Annotated in this window: 17 protein-coding genes and 3 pseudogenes; 11 read left to right on the top strand and 9 right to left on the bottom strand. The window is 66.5% G+C overall.

Translation table 11 applies throughout. The annotated features are described in order from the left end of the window. Positions 1-296: 296 nt before the first annotated feature. Positions 297-1,001 (top strand): WhiB family transcriptional regulator, encoded by a 705-nt coding sequence (locus tag C0J29_RS30345; RefSeq protein WP_162951645.1) that lies wholly within the window; start codon positions 297-299, stop codon positions 999-1,001. A 4-nt stretch (positions 1,002-1,005) separates the two neighbouring features. Continuing rightward, positions 1,006-2,907, top strand: coding sequence for a hypothetical protein (locus C0J29_RS30340; protein ID WP_120795056.1), 1,902 nt, complete (start codon positions 1,006-1,008; stop codon positions 2,905-2,907). 188 nt (positions 2,908-3,095) lie between these two features. Here the strand turns inward: C0J29_RS30340 and C0J29_RS30335 are convergent, their stop codons facing one another. The 3 genes from C0J29_RS30335 to C0J29_RS33060 all read right to left on the bottom strand — a co-directional run bounded on the left by C0J29_RS30335 (position 3,096) and on the right by C0J29_RS33060 (position 5,011). After that, positions 3,096-3,488: a hypothetical protein gene (locus tag C0J29_RS30335; RefSeq protein ID WP_084023630.1), complete on the bottom strand. Its 393-nt coding sequence runs from the start codon at positions 3,486-3,488 to the stop codon at positions 3,096-3,098. Next, entirely contained in the window at positions 3,481-4,275 is a 795-nt protein-coding gene (locus C0J29_RS30330; protein WP_084023632.1) for a ParA family protein, read from the bottom strand. Before C0J29_RS30330 ends, C0J29_RS30335 begins: the two co-directional genes overlap by 8 nt. A gap of 478 nt (positions 4,276-4,753) precedes the next feature. Continuing rightward, positions 4,754-5,011 (bottom strand): hypothetical protein, encoded by a 258-nt coding sequence (locus C0J29_RS33060; protein WP_162951644.1) that lies wholly within the window; start codon positions 5,009-5,011, stop codon positions 4,754-4,756. Between the two features lie 91 nt (positions 5,012-5,102). Here C0J29_RS33060 and C0J29_RS30325 point away from each other — a divergent pair, with 91 nt between their 5' ends. Together C0J29_RS30325 and C0J29_RS30320 are read left to right on the top strand one after the other, a co-directional pair. Then, the gene (locus C0J29_RS30325) at positions 5,103-5,816 is read left to right on the top strand and encodes a ParA family protein (RefSeq protein WP_084023631.1); all 714 of its coding nucleotides are present in this window, start codon (positions 5,103-5,105) and stop codon (positions 5,814-5,816) included. Then, positions 5,816-6,685, top strand: coding sequence for a ParB/RepB/Spo0J family partition protein (locus C0J29_RS30320; RefSeq protein ID WP_120795055.1), 870 nt, complete (start codon positions 5,816-5,818; stop codon positions 6,683-6,685). Before C0J29_RS30325 ends, C0J29_RS30320 begins: the two co-directional genes overlap by 1 nt. A 26-nt stretch (positions 6,686-6,711) precedes the next feature. Here C0J29_RS30320 and C0J29_RS30315 read toward each other — a convergent pair whose 3' ends face one another. Next, entirely contained in the window at positions 6,712-7,140 is a 429-nt protein-coding gene (locus tag C0J29_RS30315; RefSeq protein ID WP_084023284.1) for a hypothetical protein, read from the bottom strand. 194 nt (positions 7,141-7,334) lie between these two features. Here C0J29_RS30315 and C0J29_RS30310 point away from each other — a divergent pair, with 194 nt between their 5' ends. Further along, positions 7,335-7,547 carry a hypothetical protein gene (locus tag C0J29_RS30310; RefSeq protein ID WP_084023282.1) on the top strand — a complete coding sequence of 71 codons (213 nt, stop codon included), beginning with the start codon at positions 7,335-7,337 and terminating at the stop codon, positions 7,545-7,547. Between the two features lie 107 nt (positions 7,548-7,654). After that, positions 7,655-8,047: pseudogene (locus C0J29_RS30305) on the top strand (AAA family ATPase); the annotation flags it as partial. Positions 8,048-8,152: 105 nt separating this feature from the next. Here C0J29_RS30305 and C0J29_RS30300 read toward each other — a convergent pair. Both C0J29_RS30300 and csoR (C0J29_RS30295) read right to left on the bottom strand, forming a co-directional pair. Beyond that, positions 8,153-8,442: pseudogene (locus C0J29_RS30300) on the bottom strand (DUF1490 family protein); the annotation flags it as partial. Positions 8,443-8,612: 170 nt separating this feature from the next. Beyond that, entirely contained in the window at positions 8,613-8,984 is a 372-nt protein-coding gene (gene csoR, locus C0J29_RS30295) for a copper-sensing transcriptional repressor CsoR (protein WP_084023299.1), read from the bottom strand. 149 nt (positions 8,985-9,133) lie between these two features. On the opposite strand from csoR (C0J29_RS30295), the pseudogene C0J29_RS34900 reads away from it, so the two are divergent. Further along, positions 9,134-9,208 (top strand): annotated as a pseudogene (locus C0J29_RS34900) (molybdopterin-dependent oxidoreductase); the annotation flags it as partial. Between the two features lie 387 nt (positions 9,209-9,595). Here C0J29_RS34900 and C0J29_RS30285 read toward each other — a convergent pair. From C0J29_RS30285 to C0J29_RS30275, 3 genes are all read right to left on the bottom strand, one after another. Further along, positions 9,596-10,213 (bottom strand): DUF5134 domain-containing protein, encoded by a 618-nt coding sequence (locus C0J29_RS30285; protein WP_084023280.1) that lies wholly within the window; start codon positions 10,211-10,213, stop codon positions 9,596-9,598. Between the two features lie 67 nt (positions 10,214-10,280). Then, positions 10,281-12,575, bottom strand: coding sequence for a copper-translocating P-type ATPase (locus tag C0J29_RS30280; protein WP_120795126.1), 2,295 nt, complete (start codon positions 12,573-12,575; stop codon positions 10,281-10,283). A 61-nt stretch (positions 12,576-12,636) separates the two neighbouring features. Beyond that, positions 12,637-12,942, bottom strand: a complete 306-nt coding sequence (locus C0J29_RS30275; RefSeq protein WP_084023297.1) for a DUF1490 family protein — start codon at positions 12,940-12,942, stop codon at positions 12,637-12,639. 471 nt (positions 12,943-13,413) lie between these two features. Between C0J29_RS30275 and C0J29_RS30270 the strand changes: the two genes are divergently transcribed. From C0J29_RS30270 to C0J29_RS30255, 4 genes are all read left to right on the top strand, one after another. Continuing rightward, a complete protein-coding gene (locus C0J29_RS30270) occupies positions 13,414-13,701 on the top strand; it encodes a metal-sensitive transcriptional regulator (protein ID WP_084023276.1) in 288 nt (95 codons plus the stop codon). A 302-nt stretch (positions 13,702-14,003) separates the two neighbouring features. After that, positions 14,004-14,366: a copper-sensing transcriptional repressor CsoR gene (csoR, locus tag C0J29_RS30265; protein ID WP_120795054.1), complete on the top strand. Its 363-nt coding sequence runs from the start codon at positions 14,004-14,006 to the stop codon at positions 14,364-14,366. 170 nt (positions 14,367-14,536) lie between these two features. After that, a complete protein-coding gene (locus tag C0J29_RS30260) occupies positions 14,537-14,812 on the top strand; it encodes a DUF1490 family protein (RefSeq protein ID WP_084023295.1) in 276 nt (91 codons plus the stop codon). 79 nt (positions 14,813-14,891) lie between these two features. Beyond that, a complete protein-coding gene (locus tag C0J29_RS30255; RefSeq protein WP_120795053.1) occupies positions 14,892-17,189 on the top strand; it encodes a copper-translocating P-type ATPase in 2,298 nt (765 codons plus the stop codon). The last annotated feature ends 25 nt before the right edge of the window (positions 17,190-17,214 follow it).

The following is a 17,214-nucleotide window of genomic DNA, read 5'->3' as shown; positions in this document are numbered from 1 at the left end:
ACTACGTGCGTGCGGTTAAACCGCGCGGCGTGTCTGCGCGGTTAAACCGCGCCGTTATGTCACTCTTGTCCCACCAAAGACACAGACAACACGAGTCACTAGGAGTCGCCGGAATCCAACGCACGGCCCCCACCGCCCCGCCGCCGGCGAGCCCACCACGACAACTTCACACGGCCCAAACGCAGAAATCCCCGCCGAAGCGGGGACACCTGCACCGGAGCTCGCGACTCCGGATATGGCCTCTGACAACAGAAACCACGCCTAGCCAGGCCGGTTTCACGATAGAGGACACCTCCGTGAACCACAAGACTGACACTTCGTCACCGTCCCTACCCTGCCAGCAAGACCCCGACGACTGGTTCGATCCAAGCCGACGAGCCTTCACCCGCCGGCAGTGCCTCAACTGCGCCGATCGCAGCTGCTGCGCGGCCGCCGCGATACGCAACCGACCCAACTACGGCATGTGGGCCGGGGTCTGGATCGATGGCGACTTCGCCACAATGCAGCACCTGCTGGGCCTGCCCCACCCGGACATCGGCCCCAGCGTGACACCGGAATCCCCTGACCCACAGGCACATCCGCCGACACCACCGCCGGCGCCCGCGGGGCGCCCACCCGCCCGCCGCGCCCGGGTCGGCAGACTCCTCACCGCGCCCCCTGCCCCGGCGGTGGCCGCGCTCATCACCGCCCGCGCCAGCGGGCACTGCGAAATCATGGCGCCGGCCTGCACCCACCAGCAGTCGGCGATCTTCACCCGACGCCGCCGCACGGCACCCACCGCGCTCACCAGCCCCGCCGACGCCATCGCCGCCTGCCGCAACTGCATCGACCTGATCGAACACACCGATACCCCCACCGCCTTGGACCTCGGATACATCGTGGACCCGCGCTCCACCACCAGCACCGCGCCGATGCTGTGGCGCCAACACCGCTGGGTTTACCTCGACACCCAGGGTCGCCTGCACCCCACCGGCGGTCCCGACCTGGTCGAAATCGCCTAATCCAATGCCCACCACTGCCCCGGCCGGTGCTCGCACCGACCCGGCCGCCACCTGGAAAGCGCTGGCCCACCTGATCGCGGCCCGACCCGCCCTCCGCACCTGGAACCCGGCCACCAACAAGTTCGACCGCAGCACACCGCTCACTAGCCGACTGCCCCGCGTCCCAGCTGCCGTGCTGCTCTACCTGCGCGGGCGCACCCAAGTCCTGGCGCTGGACTTCGACACCAAACACCACCACCAGCACACCGTCGACACCGACTTCACCCGCGCGCTGACCTGGATCACCGAATGCGGCGGGGTGGCGGTCACCGATCAGTCCAGCAGCGGGGGCCGCCACATCCTAGTGCCCCTGGCCGCCGGCACCTCGGCCACCGCCGCGGAGATCACCCCACTGCTGCGGCTCCTGGAAGCCCGGCTGCCCAGCCTGGACAAGACCCCGATGACCAATCCCAAGACCGGGTGCATCACCGTGCCCGGATCACCGTGCCGCGAAGGGGGATACCGCAGCCTCGACGGTGAGCTGAGCACCGCCATCGACGCCTTCGCCAGCCGGTCAGACCCGGCACTGCTCCCCCGGCTCAACGTCTTATTGGGCGCCCTGCAGCCTGCCGGCGGCGGCACCCGCAGTTCCGGCCACCCGACGCCGGATGCCCACCACGCACTCACCGGCACCGGATCCCACACCCGGCTGCGCCCCGAATACACCCGCACCACAGAGCTCCCCGAGCGGATCACCGCCTACGCCACCACCGGCCAGCTCCCCCCCGACACCACCTGGCGAAGCCACTCCGAGGCCCGCCAGTCCGTCCTGGCTCACGCCGTCCTGCACGGCCACAGCCTGGCCACCGTCGAGGCCCTGATCGCCCCAAGCCGGCCCTGGCAGCCCGGACTGGGCGGCGCCTATGCCCGCTACCACCACAACGCCGCCACCGCGCTACACCGTGACTTCCACAAGGCGCTGACCTGGGCCGCCACCAACAGCCCGCTTTTCCGGCCTGTCTGTGCACAAGTACAAGTACACACACGGGGGGGTGGCAGGGGCCCAGAGCTTCACCGGCAGTGGCTGGCGAACGCGATCGCGTGGGTGGAAAGGGAATACCCCGGTCACCCGTACCGCTGGATCGGGGCGGCGATCTTCCAGGCGCTGGCGGTGCACGCGGTACGGGCCGGAGAGATCATCAACGGCGTGGCCGTGGTCGGGGTGGGCGGGCGTTCACTGTCGATCGCCACCGGCCTGCTGAGCGAGACCACCGTGTGGCAATTCCTGCGCGACATCCGCGATCGGCCCGGCTCTCCGTTGGTGCGGACGCGCGTGGCGCAAGGACGCCGGCCTGACTACTACGCCCTGACGCGACAGAATCTGGTGGAAACCACACCAGCAGTGATCGCGGCGACCCGGGTCGAAGACGTCCACACGGCCTGGAAAGTGATCGGGCACCGGCACCGGCGCGTCTACGAGCTGATCGTGCACCGCGGGCTCACCGACCCCCAAGACGTGTTCGCGGCCGCACACGTGGGGACCAGCACCGGATACGCCACGCTGGCCGCCCTGGCCACCGCTGGACTGATCACCCGCCGACGAGGCCACGTCAGCCCGGGAACAGTCACCCTCGATGAGATCGCCACGGCCCATCACCTGCACGAGGTCCGGGCCCAACGCATCCAACGACACCAGCGCGAACGCGCCACCTGGCACGACTGGCTCAGTATTCGCGAAGATGCCCGCGAGCAGCCCCGCGACAACCAGACCGCGGTGAGCACGGCTGTCGCCGAGCCAATCGACCCCGACCGCCAGGACTATCTGAGCGCGGTCCTGGCGACTGGACCGCCCACCGTCGACGAAGAACGCCACGCCATCGACCTGCTCGCCGAACTTGTCGGAGCCAGAGTCCTGAGCGGCCCGTGACGGTGGCCGACGCCGGCCGGTGGGCGCGGTCGAACGCTACTGCGGTGCACCGAGAGACCGGGGGCCGGGAAGTTTGCCACTTTACCGCGGTAAAGTGCTATTCGCGGTCTTGTGGGAAAGAATGCCAGTTCACCGGTGTCTGACGCGGTAACGGGCGGGCATGACGGCGTTTGCTCGACGCGTTCAGGTCAGGCCGTGCTAGACGCGCGGCGCCGGCGCTGGCGCGACACCAGCGCCTCCTCGACGAGGTTCGACGCGAAATCCTGCGCGGTCAACAGCACGTCGTCGCGCTTGGCTTCCAGCCATGCCGCGCGCAGCTGGGTAGCGGTCTCGGGCCGCAAACGCAGCGTCCGCGGGGCCCCGGGCACCTCAGACTCGGCCGGTGGCGGCGGGCTCGCCGGTTCGGCAGGCGGCACCGGCGCAGCAGCACGTGGCACCGGCGCCGGGCGGCGAGACACCAGCGCCGCGCGGGACTGGTGTGGTTCGGCGGCGGGTTGGCGTTCGGCCTCCCCCGCGGCGCGGGTGGCCGAACCGACGTCGGACAACATCCCCATCACGACGTCCGACACGTTCTTAGCCATGGTGTCTCCCTCGGTTGCGGCGGCCCTGGTCAACGCGGTGCATCACGTCGACGGTGAAGGCGGCATAGGCCTGGGCCAGATCGGGGTCGGCCTCGGGGTCGCCCAGAACGAACCCCCCGCTGACCATCCGCTCGGCGGCGGTGCGCTTGGGGATCAGCGCCTCGAACAGCGGCAGCCCGTCGGCGCGCAGGGCCGCCAGGGTTTCGCGGCTGATGACCGTGTTGGGCTCGTACTTGGTCAGCAGCACCCCCAGCAGCTCGGCCGAGAGCACCTCGTGCTCACGCAGCGAGGCCGCCCACTGCAAGAACATGTGGACCCCGCGGCGGCCCCACTTGCTGGCATCGGTGGGCACGATCATCCAGTCGGCGGCGTTGAGTGCCGAGATCACCAGCTGCCCCAAGTTCGGCGACAGATCCAGCACCACGGCGTCATAGTCGCCGTAGACCGGCGCCAGGCGCATCGCCACCTGATACTCACGGCGATGCATCATGACCAGCTGCTGATCGAGCTTGGCCACCGCCAATGTCGAGGGCACCAACTCCAGATTCGGGATCCGGGTCTTGCGGATCACCCGGGCGATCGGGGCCTGCTCGGCGATCAAGTCGTACAGGTCGAGGTCCACATCATCGTCGGGGTCGAACATCGACGTCGAGTTGGCCTGCGCGTCGCAGTCCACCAGTAGGGTGCGCCAACCCCCATGGGCCAGCCCGGCCGCCAAGCTGACCGCGGTGAAGGACTTGCCCACACCGCCCTTATGGTTCGCGATCGCAATAATCTCTGCTTTCACATCCACCCCTTACATAACAGCCGTCACAGTGGTGATTAGAACACGGCGTGACCCGGTGTTCGCGCGACGCGGCAACGGCGTGTTGCGATCACCGGGTGATCCCGCCACCCGGACACCGCGCGACTCAGTGATCGCGACACCCGATCGCGGGGTGGCGCGGTGACGACGTGTTTGTGCGATGCGGCGACGCGATCGCCGGGTGATCCCGCCACCCAGACACCGTGCGACCCGGTGATCGCAACACGCGGTGGCGCGGTGATGAAATCGCGCGGCCACCTAGTGATGCGATAACGCGCACACCGTGTAATCGGATCGCCCGATCGCCGGATCACCCTATGACCCCGTGATCGGCTCACTGTGCGACGGGGTGGCGCCGTGAGCCGATCACGCAATCAGGCCATCACCACGTGTCGGGGTGATCAATACACCCCGTGATCGGCTGACCGGATCAGCGCATCACCGGGTGAGGCGATCACGGCTACACCGGGCCGCGCTGTTCTCCGATCACAGAATCACAGGGAGCCGCGGGAAACCTGAATTCGCGGCCGAGGCTGGCGAGATCGGTACTGGCAAATCGGGCATCGCCGTCCTGATAAGCGGACTTCACAAGAAACGCCCAGCTAATGCGGGTTTTGAGCAGGCTTTCCCACTTTACCGCGGTAAAGTGGCAAATACCTAGCCAGCCACCGCCCTCGTTGACGGGGGAGTGGTGCGCGCTCAACAGGCCGTGTGTCACTAGCGGCACAACCTGGCGGGGGCCGTTAGCATCAGGTCCTACCTCATCCGAAGTACTCCGCCGTGCGGGGGAAGCATACGGAAGGCCTTCCATGGCTGTGCACGTCGTTCTCAACCAGAAGGGCGGCGTCGGCAAGAGCACCATCGCGGTCAACTTGGCCGCCGTAACCGCCGACGTCCTCAACCACCACGACGATCCGGACGCCAGTTCGCCGGTGGCCGCCGTCTCTGTTGACCCGCAAGGCTCCGCGGTGTGGTGGGCCTCCCGGATCAACGATCTGCCATTCCACATCGTGCAGGCCCACGACGATCTGGCTGGCCTGGCGCGTCTCAAGCAGCTCCCCGACATCAAACACGTCTACGTCGACACCCCAGGCTGGATCGACCTCGACGCAGGCGCCAACGCCAGCGACCCATTGGGCCGCGGACCGGCCGCCGACGCGCTGCGCGCGGTCCTCAACGTCGCCGACCAAGTCATCATCCCCATCGAGACCGAACCGCTGTCCTTCGACCCGACCGCGCGCACCATCAACAAGGTCGTCAAACCACGGGGCCTGCCCTACACCGTGGTGATCAACAACTGGGACCCCCGCGACGGCACCCACGACCTCAACGAGACCAAGGAATTCATCCGGCTCAACGGGTGGCCCCTGGCCAACACCGTCATCCGCCACTACAAGCTGCACACCCGAGCCAGCGCCGACGGGCAGGTCGTCACCGAATACCCGGCCAACCGCGTCGCACTGCAAGCCCGCGAAGATTTCTACCGCTTTGCGCTCGAGCTCAACATCGGGGGAGGGAACTGATGGCGCCCCGCGGAAAACGCACCAGCCTGGCCGCACTGGCCGGCGACGTCGGCGACAACTCGCCCGTCGACCAACCACCCGCCGACGTCGGGCCGCCCCGCAGCGCACCGCTGAGCGAACTGACCCCCAACCCACACAACCCCCGCGAGGACCTCGGCGACCTCACCGACCTGGCCTCCGTCGCCGACATGCAGCTGCAGCCCGCCGTCGTCGTCACCGCCACGGCGTACCGGGCCCTGTATCCCGACGACCGCATCACCACCCGCTATGTCGTGGTCAACGGGTGCCGGCGGCTGGCCGCGGCGCACAAATACGGTCGCACCGACCTCGACATCGTCGTCAACGACGCCATCGCCCGCGACCGGATCACTCTGATCTCGGCGGCGATCACCGAAAACGTCGACCGCCAAGACTTCGACGTCATTGAAGAAGCCCGCGCCGTGGAGGCCTTGGTCGCCGAGTGCGGCCGCGCCGATGAGGCCGGAAAGCGTCTGCACCGCACCGAAAGCTGGGTGTCGCAGCGCCGCGCCCTGCTCAAACTGGCCCCGGAACTGCAAACCGCCCTGCGCCGTGGGGAACTGGCCATCCGCGAAGCCCGCTCCCTGGCCCGGGTGCCCCTTGAACAGCAAGTCGCCCGCTGGCGCGCAGCACTGGATAAACAGCAGTCCCGGGACGACAAGACCACACCCGAGAATCCCAGGCCGACCCCGCGGTCGCGTGTCCTGGCGACCGCCCTGGCTAAGTTCGACGCCGAACCCAACCTGCTCGCCGATGCGCTGCGCAACTACCTCGGCAACGACGGCCTCAGCCGCCTGCTAGCGCTGCTGCAGCCCGAGCATGCCGGCGGTGCCACACGTGGACGCTCCTAGGTGGGGTTGACCTGCTCACCGGCGCGTCAGAGTTGGTCAGCCAGTTCACCCAGGTGCCCCGGCGTGACGAACTGCGCCAGCGCATCCAGATAGTTCTGGGCCGCCGCCCGATACTTCTCGGCCGCACTCTCCCCGGCCAGCATGTTCTGCTGCGCCGCGATCAGCAGCCGGTTGACCTCCAGCTGGGTGACCAGCTGCGCGCGTAGGTCAGCGAGTTCGGAGCTTGATGGCGCGGTAGGGGAGGGGGCCGCCGGCGCCGGCAGGGCATCGGCGTAGACGTACCACCGCAAGCGTTCGGGGCGGGGGATGGCTCCGCCGCGCAATTCTCCCGTCGTGATGGCGCGCACCACCGTTCGCGGGTCCTTGCCCAGCCGTGCAGCGGCCTCCTGCAGCGACACGTGGGGACCCGTCGGTGTCGTCTCCACACCTGGCGGTGCCTGTTTGAGCTCGCTCATCGTCTCGATCCGCGTGCGGGGGAGCGCTCCTTCCTAACGACATGATGCGGTTAATTAGTGGCATTGTAGCGACATCGGCCGCGCGGCGTGAGCACGAATGTCGTTAATTAGCGACATCCATGCCCTAAACTAGGGGCAGCGAGGACCGCGGTAGCGCGGCAAGTTGTTGAGCGATGTTGTCGAGGGGAACAGTTGTGGCGACACAGACCGAACACCAGGCCCGGACCAGGAAGGGTACCGAGACCAGGCAACGCACCAAGATGGTGGGTTTGCGTCTTCGGCCCGAAGACCACCAGCGGCTGACCCGGCTCGCCGAGCTGCGCGGCGTCAACGTCGCCGCCCTGTTCGAATCGACCGTGTCCGACCTGCTGGCCACGCCCCTGCCCGACGAGGCCCTGACCGCCTAACTGCCAGACCTCAATGTCCGTGGCTCAAGACTGCGTGCAGAACCGGCCCGGACAGCGCCGCCCGGTCCAGTAGGGAACTGACGACAAAGGAATCCAATTCGCACACCGCCAAGCGGGAGATCAAACGCATCCGCTCGACGACCACGGTGAATCTGGCGCGTTCCAAGGTGGGGCTGCTGGTGCTGGTGACCTCTCGGCACACCTTCCTGCTCGCCCTGCCCAGGCACCGGGAAGACTTCGGTGGCAAGGGCTTTCACCAAGCAGCTGTGGGGGTTGAAGGTGCTGCGCAAACCGCTGGTGGTGGAGACCAGCCGCGCCAAGCTGTGGGCCGTTACATGGCCGACGCGGAAAAGGACACCGAGGAGATGTTCGAAGGTGTGCTGGGCGGGGCGGTGTTCTTCGACGAGATGCACAGTTTGCATGAGCGGAGCTATTCCACCGACGACCCGTACGGCGCCGCCATCATCAAAACCCTGCCGCTGTCGATCGCGACGGCCCGGACCGCGTCGACACAAAACCCGGTGGCGTGCACCCGCATCCGCCCCGCCGCGTCGGATAGAACTCTTAGCGTGACGTCGGCAGAAGAACATCAGTGGTGATTCGTCGTCGCCCGAGCCGACGACCGTCATCACTGGAACGTCCTCTCCGGCCCGCTCTCTGGCCTCGGCCACCACGTCGGCGACCGTCAGTCGAGCAGTCGAGCTTGCTCAGCACTCGCCCCGGCCTTGCGCTCGGCCTCGCGGACAACGCCTATGCCCCATGCGGTCACTGTGACGGTCGCCTTCCGCAGCGGAACCTTCGCCGCTACCTTGCGCACTGCCTCGTACGCCGCAACCCCCACCGCGCCCGTCACCACCGCGGGAACCGCCTTCGCCAGCAATCCATGCAACACCATCGTTCCTAACGCTCCCTTCACATTTGTCGCCCCTAGCAGGGCTTGCGCCCGGTCCCAATCCTGGCCGTCACGTCTATATTTGGACCGCAGCCGTCCCGGCGGCGGTTATGACATCTCCATCGCCTCTCGCTGAGTTTCACAAGGTCGCTGACGCCAAGAATTGGAGGTCGTCATTTCGTGCCCCCTGCCGGCACTGGCGTCTCATCGCTCGGTTCGCCGACCGCGGCGCCGTTAAACTGCGCCTGCGGACCCGTCAGTGCCGGCGTGAACTTGAGCGCATCAATCAGCTCCTCAATGGCCACTTGCCCGCGGCCATCCAGCACCTCGGCGGAGAAGCACGTCTCCAAGTGGTTGTGCAACATCACCCGATTTGCTCGCTCCAGCGAGGACTGCACCGCCGAAATCTGCTTCATCACATCCACGCAGTACGCATCGGACTCCAGCATCCGAATGATCCCCTCGAGGTGACCCCGCACCGTCTTCAACCGGTTAAGGGCGGCTGACTTCTTCGCCGTCAATTCCCGCTCATCGCAACACCGCATCTGCCCAACATACCCCACCCCACCCGGGGTGGGACACCACTGCCTGCTCTACCGCCAGTTGGCCACGTTCCTACAGTCGCGCGCCGAACATCAGGGCTGTGCTAGCGGCGCTGAACGCCCCGCCTGCGAGTATGGCCGGCGCACGCGGGTCCCAGCAGACCGACTACCCGTCGGTCGGAGCCGACAGGCCGGAGTACGAGCCGCACGGCTGCCCTCGCGGAGCGCAGCGTCGGCCCGGGTGAGGTGTCGTTGTACCCCAAGGCATGCGTGTCCCGTCCGGCCACCTGCACCCCCGGTGCACAGATCTAACACATGCCGCCCGGCAAGAGGCAGCGGCCTTGGTCACGGCGTCGATAAGAAGCCACGAATCATGATGCGGCGCAAACGCCCGTGCCTCAGGCGCGGCACGGCGGAAGCGGTGTCAGACCGCCGCACTCAGCTCGGTGAAATGCCCAATCGTGTGGTGGTCGATGCTCCGGGACCAGCTTGCTGACAGCGGATCCCGACGCTGCCCTGCATGCTGAACCGTACCGTTGGCGCACACAAAAGGGGAGCGGGGCACAGAGATACGGATCGGACCGGAGGGCGGCGCGCTGGGGAGCTGCATTGCTTCAGATCGCGAAAAGCGTTGCCCCGAACAAGATTGCCATGGCGGCTGCTGTCATCGCCTGCGCGACATCGCCGAGCGGCCCGAAACGCGTTGTGGTGTGCCGCCGCTCGACGAAGTATGTGGACACCCAGAAAGCTGCGGCGATCGTGAAAACGACCGCCCCGATCCAGTTCAGTGCGGTGAATAAGGCGGGCGCTTCGCTGCTCGCCTGTTCGTTCATCGCAGCCATGTCCATGCCGGGCATCGGAGTGCTCGGCGAGTGGGGGGAATGAACGTGCACGGGGTTGTTCATGCTGACGTACATCCACGCCGTGGCCAGCATCATCAATGCGTGGTACCCGTTGGCCATTCGTGGATAGCGCGATCGGACCGTGATGATGGCTACCGCGAGGAACCACAAAGCTGCCAGCAGAAAGAACACGGCGGGTCCGAGAGTGGGTACCTTCGCGCCCCATGGCCACGCCATCACGGACATGGAGATGGCCATCAGCAGGTGCAGACCGTGGCTGACCGCCGCCGTCGCAGGGAGGCGTCTAATGAGGAGCGGCAAACCGCATTCAGTGGCTCCCAGCGCGAAGAGTCCCGTGACGACCCAGCGCAGCAGTGAGTCGTGGATCATCCGATCGCAAGCCGCTCGGATCGCGGTGGTTGATGAAATTGTAGATCGCCGGGACAGGAGCCTGCTGTCATCGGTCGCGGCCGAAGCGTCGGAGGCGCAGGGAGTTGGTGACCACGCTCACCGAGGACAGCCCCATCGCAGCGCCCGCGACGACGGGATTCAGCAGCCCCAATGCCGCCAGCGGTATTGCGGCGGTGTTGTAACCGAAGGCCCAGCCCAGGTTCTGGTGGATCGTGCGCAGCGTCTGTCGGGAAAGCTGGATCGACCGCACCACACCGTCCAGGCGGTCGGACATCAGGGTGATGTCGGAGGCCTCGATGGCCACGTCGGTGCCGGTGCCGATGGCGATCCCCAGATCGGCTTGCACGAGTGCAGGGGCATCGTTGACGCCGTCGCCGACCATGGCGACCAGCCGGCCCTCGTCTTGGAGTCGGCGGACCTCGTTGACTTTGTCTTCGGGCAGGACCTCGGCCAGCACCCGGTCGATGCCGACCTCGTTGGCGATGGCGTTAGCGGTGCGGGCGTTGTCGCCGGTGATCATGGCGACCTGCAGCCCCATCGCATGTAGCTGACGCACTACGTCACGGGCGTCGTCTTTGATCGTGTCAGCGACCGCCAGCACGCCGACTACTCGGTCGTCGCGGCCGACGAATACCGCTGTGCGGCCCTGCTCTTCGAGTTTGGTGGCGGCCGCAGCGAGATATTCGGGGAGGCGCATCTCGTTTTCGTCGACCAGTTTGCGCCGCCCGACCAGCACGGCTTGGCCATTGACCTGGGCGCGGACGCCGTGGCCGGCCAGGTTGGTAAACGCTGTGGCCGTTACGATATCGAGGCTGCGTTCTCGTGCGCCGGCGACGATAGCCGCGCCGATAGGGTGTTCGGAGCCCGACTCGACCGCGGCAGCAATCTGCAGCACCGTATCTGACTTCTGTCGCTTGTCGGGGATGACATCGGTGAGCTGCATCTGGCCGCGGGTGAGGGTGCCGGTCTTGTCGAACACCACGGTGTCGATTTTTTTCGACGCTTCGAGGACCTCTCCGCCTTTGACCAGGATCCCCATCTCCGCGCCGCGGCCGGTGCCGACGATGATCGCGGTGGGAGTGGCCAGGCCCAGCGCGCACGGGCAGGCGATGATCAGCACCGAGACCGCCGCGGTCATCCCCGCGACCGGGTTGGCTGCAAGAATCGCCCAGCCGGCAAACGTCAGGGCGGCCACACCCAGGACGGCGGGCACGAACACCGCCGAGATCTGGTCGGCCAACCGCTGTACCGGCGCTTTGCCGCCCTGCGCCTGCTCGACCAGGCGCACGATCTGGGCCAGTGCGGTGTCGGCGCCGACAGCAGTGGCGCGCACGGTCAGAAGTCCGTCGATGTTGACGGTGGCCCCGGCGACTCCGTCCCCCACCGATTTTTCCACCGGGACCGATTCGCCGGTCAGCATGGACTCATCGACGGCCGCGCGTCCCTCGACGATCTCGCCGTCGACCGGGATCTTCTCCCCGGGCCGTACCAGCAGCAGGTCGCCCACTTGCACCTGCTCCACCGGCACCAGAAGCTCTTGGCCGTCGACGAGTAGGCAGGCTTCCTTGGCGCCCATCTCCAGCAGTTTGCTGATCGCCTCGCGCGTCTTGCCGGTCGCTCGGGCCTCGAAATAGCGGCCCAACACCACGAACCCGACGATCAGAGCCGCGGTGTCGAAGAACAGGGGTCCCCCGACGAAGAGTTGGTAGGTGGAGTAGGCGAACGCGGTCAGCGTGCCCAGTGTGATCAGGGTGTCCATGTTGGCCGTGCGGGCACGCGCCTGCCGGACAGCCCCCGTCAAGAACGCCCAGCCGGCCACGAATTGCACCGGCACCGTCGCCGCGAAGGCCAACCACCCCGCCCAGGATGCGCCGAGCAACATCGGCGCCGCCATTGACACCAACCCCAGCGGCAGGGCCAGCCACACTCGTCGCAGCCACTTGCGCTGCTCACCCTTGGGATCTGCTGGCGGCGCCCCGTGGCACGACGGCGCTGGCTCATGGCAGCTGCCCCCGCCGGTGGACGGTTCGGCGGTAGGGCCGGGCGCGAGTCCCAGCAACCGGTAGATCCCGCTGGCAATCCTTTGCACCACTCCGGGCTCGTCGGATCGCACTGAGTGTGGGGCACGTGCGGGAACCGATCCGGCGGGGATGTGCTGGGCGTCGTCGATCGCGGACAGGACCGCAGCGGTGTCGCAGTCATCTGGCGAATACCAGATCACCACCGAAGCCGATCGCGGGTAGGCACGGACTGCGAGCACACCGTCCACCGTGCCCGCCGCTTCTTCGATCGCAACGGCCCGCGTTTCGTCGACGTCAAAACCATTGACGCGCACACGTATTCGTCCGCCACCCTGGGATATGACGGTCAGCGTGGGGCAGATGTCGAGACCGACCCGGGTGTCAGTGGCAAGCATCGCCGGCCTTGGGAGTCAAGGTCGACGTCGTCGGTACCGCCGTGGGGGGTTCGACCCGTTCACCGATGCGGTCTGCTGCCTCAGCGAGCACGTCGGCCACCGCCAACCGAGCACGCTCGGCGCCCGCTTTGGTCTTGCGCTCGGTCGTGCGCGCCGCGCGAAGGCCCAATGCGGTCGCGCTGACCGTCACTTTCCGCCAGGGCGCCTTCGCCAAGGCTTCAAACGCTGCGGCGCCGACGAGCCCGGTCACCACAGTGGGCACCGCCTTTGCCAGGAGTCCCTGCCAGGCCATGTTGAACACTTCCTTCCTATCGTTGAACCATCACAGGTCGCGGACAGCTACTGTCCTCGCCACGTCGTCTGAAGCTGATGTTGCGGGTCTAACCAGCGTTGTGACATTTTCGGCGACTCGAGCTGTCGGGAGCCGGGAGCCGCGCCCGGTGCCTGTGCAACTGCGGGCCTCGTCCATGCCGAAGAAGGTACCCCCACGGGGTACTGCACCGCAAGCGGTGTGAGAAGTACCGGCGGGGAGGGTGATCTCTGATGCCAACGGCATTGCCAGTCAATGGGACTCGACCGCGAACGGGCGTGCCGCCTGACGACTGGCCTGAGTCAGCGTCAAATCCCACCAGAGGTAGTCGTGAGTTGCGAACCGGCGGCACCCCCACCGGGTATGCTGGTCCAAAGACGGCTTGGCGGCTGATTGCGATCAGGGCGCGGTAGCGATCAGAAAACTAGCCGATCACGAGGCAGGAGCTAGGTAATGTCAACATACGGCTATGCGGCCAATAAGGACGCCTACGCTAAGCGCCTGCGCAGAGTCGAGGGCCAGATCCGCGGCATCGCGAAGATGATCGACGAGGACAAGTACTGCATCGACATCCTGACGCAAATCAGTGCGGCCAGCAGTGCTTTGCGATCCGTGGCATTGAACCTCCTCGATGACCACCTTGACAGCTGCATAACGCAGGCAATCGCAACTGGAGGGACCGAAGCCGACGCCAAGCTCACTGAAGCGTCGGCAGCAATCGCACGACTTGTGCGCTCATGACGCGGTTGCGCCGCTGGTACTAGGTCCGCTCGATGCAAGTCATGATCACCCGGAGTATCTCGGCCAGGGTGGACTAGGGGTCGGCGCTGAAGCGCCCCGTCGATGCGTGTGATGCGTTGTGCAACAGCGCCTGGACGACTTTCGCGACCTGAACACGTGGAGCTGTGCGCCTGTGCCTCCGCGCAGCTCTGAGTCTTAGCTGCGTCCTGAGAGCGCCTGCGCCGCCAACGGTGTCGACGTATACCCTTTCCCACCCCGGGTGGGGTGGAGTACCGTGTCGGTTGTGACACTCGGCGGAACGTATTGACATGGAGTTGACGGCCAAGAAGCGCGCGGCGCTCAATCGCCTGAAGACGGCGCGGGGTCACCTGGACGGCATAATTCGGATGCTGGAATCCGATGCCTACTGCGTGGACGTCATGAAGCAGATTTCCGCCGTGCAATCCTCGCTAGAGCGGGCAAATCGGGTAATGCTCCACAATCATTTGGAGACATGTTTTTCCGCGGCGGTGCTCGATGGGCACGGGAGAGCCGCCATCGACGAACTCATCGACGCGGTGAAATTCACGTCAGCTCTGACCGGTCCGCAAGCGCAGTTGAGTGGCGCAGCCGTCGGCGAACCGAACGGCGGCCAACCCTTCATGACCGCGGCGGGCGTGGAATGACGAACACCGGAATTCTTCGTGGCCGCCTTCGGCCGCCCGTGTGGCAGGTGGTCAACACCCCCTCGCCGACCGGTGCGCCGGCTGCCGTCCGCACGTAAATGTGCCAGCCGCGATCTGGACTGAACGCAGACCTATGGCATGACAATAGAAAGGTAGTGAGGGAGATGTTGATGGCGTTGCACGGAGTCGCCGCCAAGGCGGTTCCGACGGTGGTAACCGGCCTGGTGGGGGCTGTGGCGTATGAAGGGGTGCGCAAGGCGGCCGGCAAGGCTCCGTTGCGCCGGGCGACAGTGACGGTGACTGCATGGGGCTTAAGCGCTGCCCGAAAGGCCGGACGCACCGCCGCGAAAAGTGCCGAGCAGGCTCGATTGACGGCCGCCGACGTGCTGGCCGAGGCGCGGGAGCGCTCTGCTGAGGATGGTGCGCCGCTCAAAGTGGTGGACTAGGGCGCGCGCGACCATGCCCACTGGCACCCTGTCTGACGTTGATCTCACGCTGCGTGTGGTATCGGCTGCTGGCGGCCGAATGCGCGTGCAGACTGATGGGTTTGAGTTCGATGACGCGCGAGCCGTGGCGATCGAGGACTCGGTCGCCGTGGTGCCGGGCGTGCAGGCTGTGCAGGCTTATCCCCGCACCTCTTCGATTGTGATCTGGTCTTCGCCCGAGCATTGCGACCTTGAATTGGTTCTGGCGGCGATCGCCGAAGCGCGGCACATCTCGGCAGAATCAGTACCGGCGCGCGCCCCGCACTCGGCCGATGGCAGTGCGACCGGAGTGGTGCAGAAAGTCATCGGCGGGCTTCGCCGCTTGCTGGGTCGAACGTCCGCCGTCGATCACGAGGCCGCGTTAGATAGCGCCTGCCATTCCGCGCCGGCCGCGGCGTGCCATTCCGCGCCGGTCCAGGACGGTGGTCGCGAACGGCGGAAGTGGTTACGACGGGTGTGGCTGGCCGTGCCGTTGGGGTTGCTGGCGTTGGCATCGACCATGCTGGTAGGTGCCTATCCGTGGGCGGGATGGCTGGCCTTCGCCGCGACAGTGCCGGTGCAGTTTGTGGCCGGGTGGCCAATTCTCACAGCTGCGGCGCAGCAGACGCGGGCGCTGACAGCGAATATGGACACGCTGATCGCATTGGGGACATTGACCGCGTTCATCTACTCAACGTATGAGTTGTTCGCCGGCGGGCCGCTGTTCTTCGACACCGCGGCGTTGATCATCGCGTTCGTCGTGCTGGGCCGCTATTTCGAGGCCAGAGCCACCGGGAAGGCGTCAGAGGCGATCAGCAAGTTGCTGGAGATGGGCGCGAAGGAAGCCCGGCTGCTAGTGGATGGCGAGGAGCGTCTCGTCCCGGTCGATCAAGTTCAAGTTGGCGATCTGGTACGCGTACGACCTGGTGAGAAGATCCCGGTCGACGGTGAGGTCACCGACGGGCGCGCTGCCGTCGATGAGTCGATGCTCACCGGTGAGTCCGTGCCAGTCGAAAAAGCCGTGGGTGACCGTGTTGCCGGGGCCACCGTCAATACCGACGGGCTGCTAACGGTGCGCGCTACGGCGGTGGGAGCGGACACAGCGCTGGCCCAGATTGTGCGTCTGGTCGAGCAGGCGCAGGGCGGCAAAGCGCCGGTCCAGCGGCTGGTCGATCGAGTCTCGGCCGTTTTCGTACCGGCGGTCATCGGTGTTGCGGCCACGACCTTTGCCGGGTGGACGCTGATTGCCGCCAACCCGGTGGCCGGGATGACCGCTGCCGTGGCGGTGCTCATCATCGCCTGCCCGTGTGCGCTCGGCCTGGCCACCCCCACGGCGATCACGGTCGGCACCGGCCGTGGCGCAGAGATGGGGATCCTGGTCAAGGGCGGCGAGGTGCTGGAAGCCTCGAAAAAGATCGACACCGTGGTGTTCGACAAAACCGGCACCCTCACCCGCGCCCAGATGCGTCTCACCGACGTCATCGCCGGCAAGCGGCGCCAGCCGAATCTGGTCCTGCGGCTCGCCGCCGCGGTCGAATCGGGTTCCGAACACCCGATCGGCGCGGCAATCGTCGCTGCTGCGCAGGAGCACGGATTGCAGATTCCGGCGGCCACGGAGTTCACCAACCTCGCTGGACACGGTGTGCGGGCCCAGATCGACGGCAAGCCGGTGGTGGTCGGGCGGCGCAAGCTCGTCGACCAAGAGGAATTGCTGCTGCCTGAGCACCTGGCTGCAGCGGCGCAGGAGCTAGAAGAGCAGGGCCGCACCGCAGTGTTCGTCGGCCGCGACGAGAAGGTTGTGGGTGTGCTGGCTGTCGCGGACACCGTCAAAGACGACGCCGCCGACGTTGTGCGTCGGCTGCACACCATGGGGCTGCAGGTTGCCATGATCACCGGCGACAACGCCCGCACCGCCGCCGCGATCGCCGATCAGGTCGGCATCGACCGAGTGCTCGCCGAGGTATTACCGCAGGACAAGGTCACCGAGATTCGGCGGCTCCAAGACGAGGGCCGGATAGTCGCGATGGTCGGCGACGGTGTCAACGACGCCCCTGCCCTGGTGCAAGCGGATCTGGGCATCGCCATCGGCACCGGTACCGATGTAGCCATCGAGGCCTCCGACATCACGTTGATATCCGGCCAGCTCGACGGGGTCGTCCGTGCGATTCAACTCTCCCGTCAGACCCTACGCACGATCTACCAGAACCTGGGATGGGCGTTCGGCTACAACACCGCCGCCATTCCCCTTGCCGCCCTGGGCATGCTCAATCCCGTCGTCGCGGGCGCGGCGATGGGATTGTCGTCGGTCAGCGTGGTGACGAACTCGCTGCGGCTACGGCGCTTCGGCCGCGACTCGTGACAGTGCCGCATCGCTCTATCCGTAT

The organism is Mycobacterium paragordonae (assembly GCF_003614435.1).
In the GTDB taxonomy this organism is placed as follows: Bacteria; Actinomycetota; Actinomycetes; order Mycobacteriales; family Mycobacteriaceae; genus Mycobacterium; species Mycobacterium paragordonae.
This window is presented reverse-complemented; position numbering and strand designations above follow the sequence as displayed.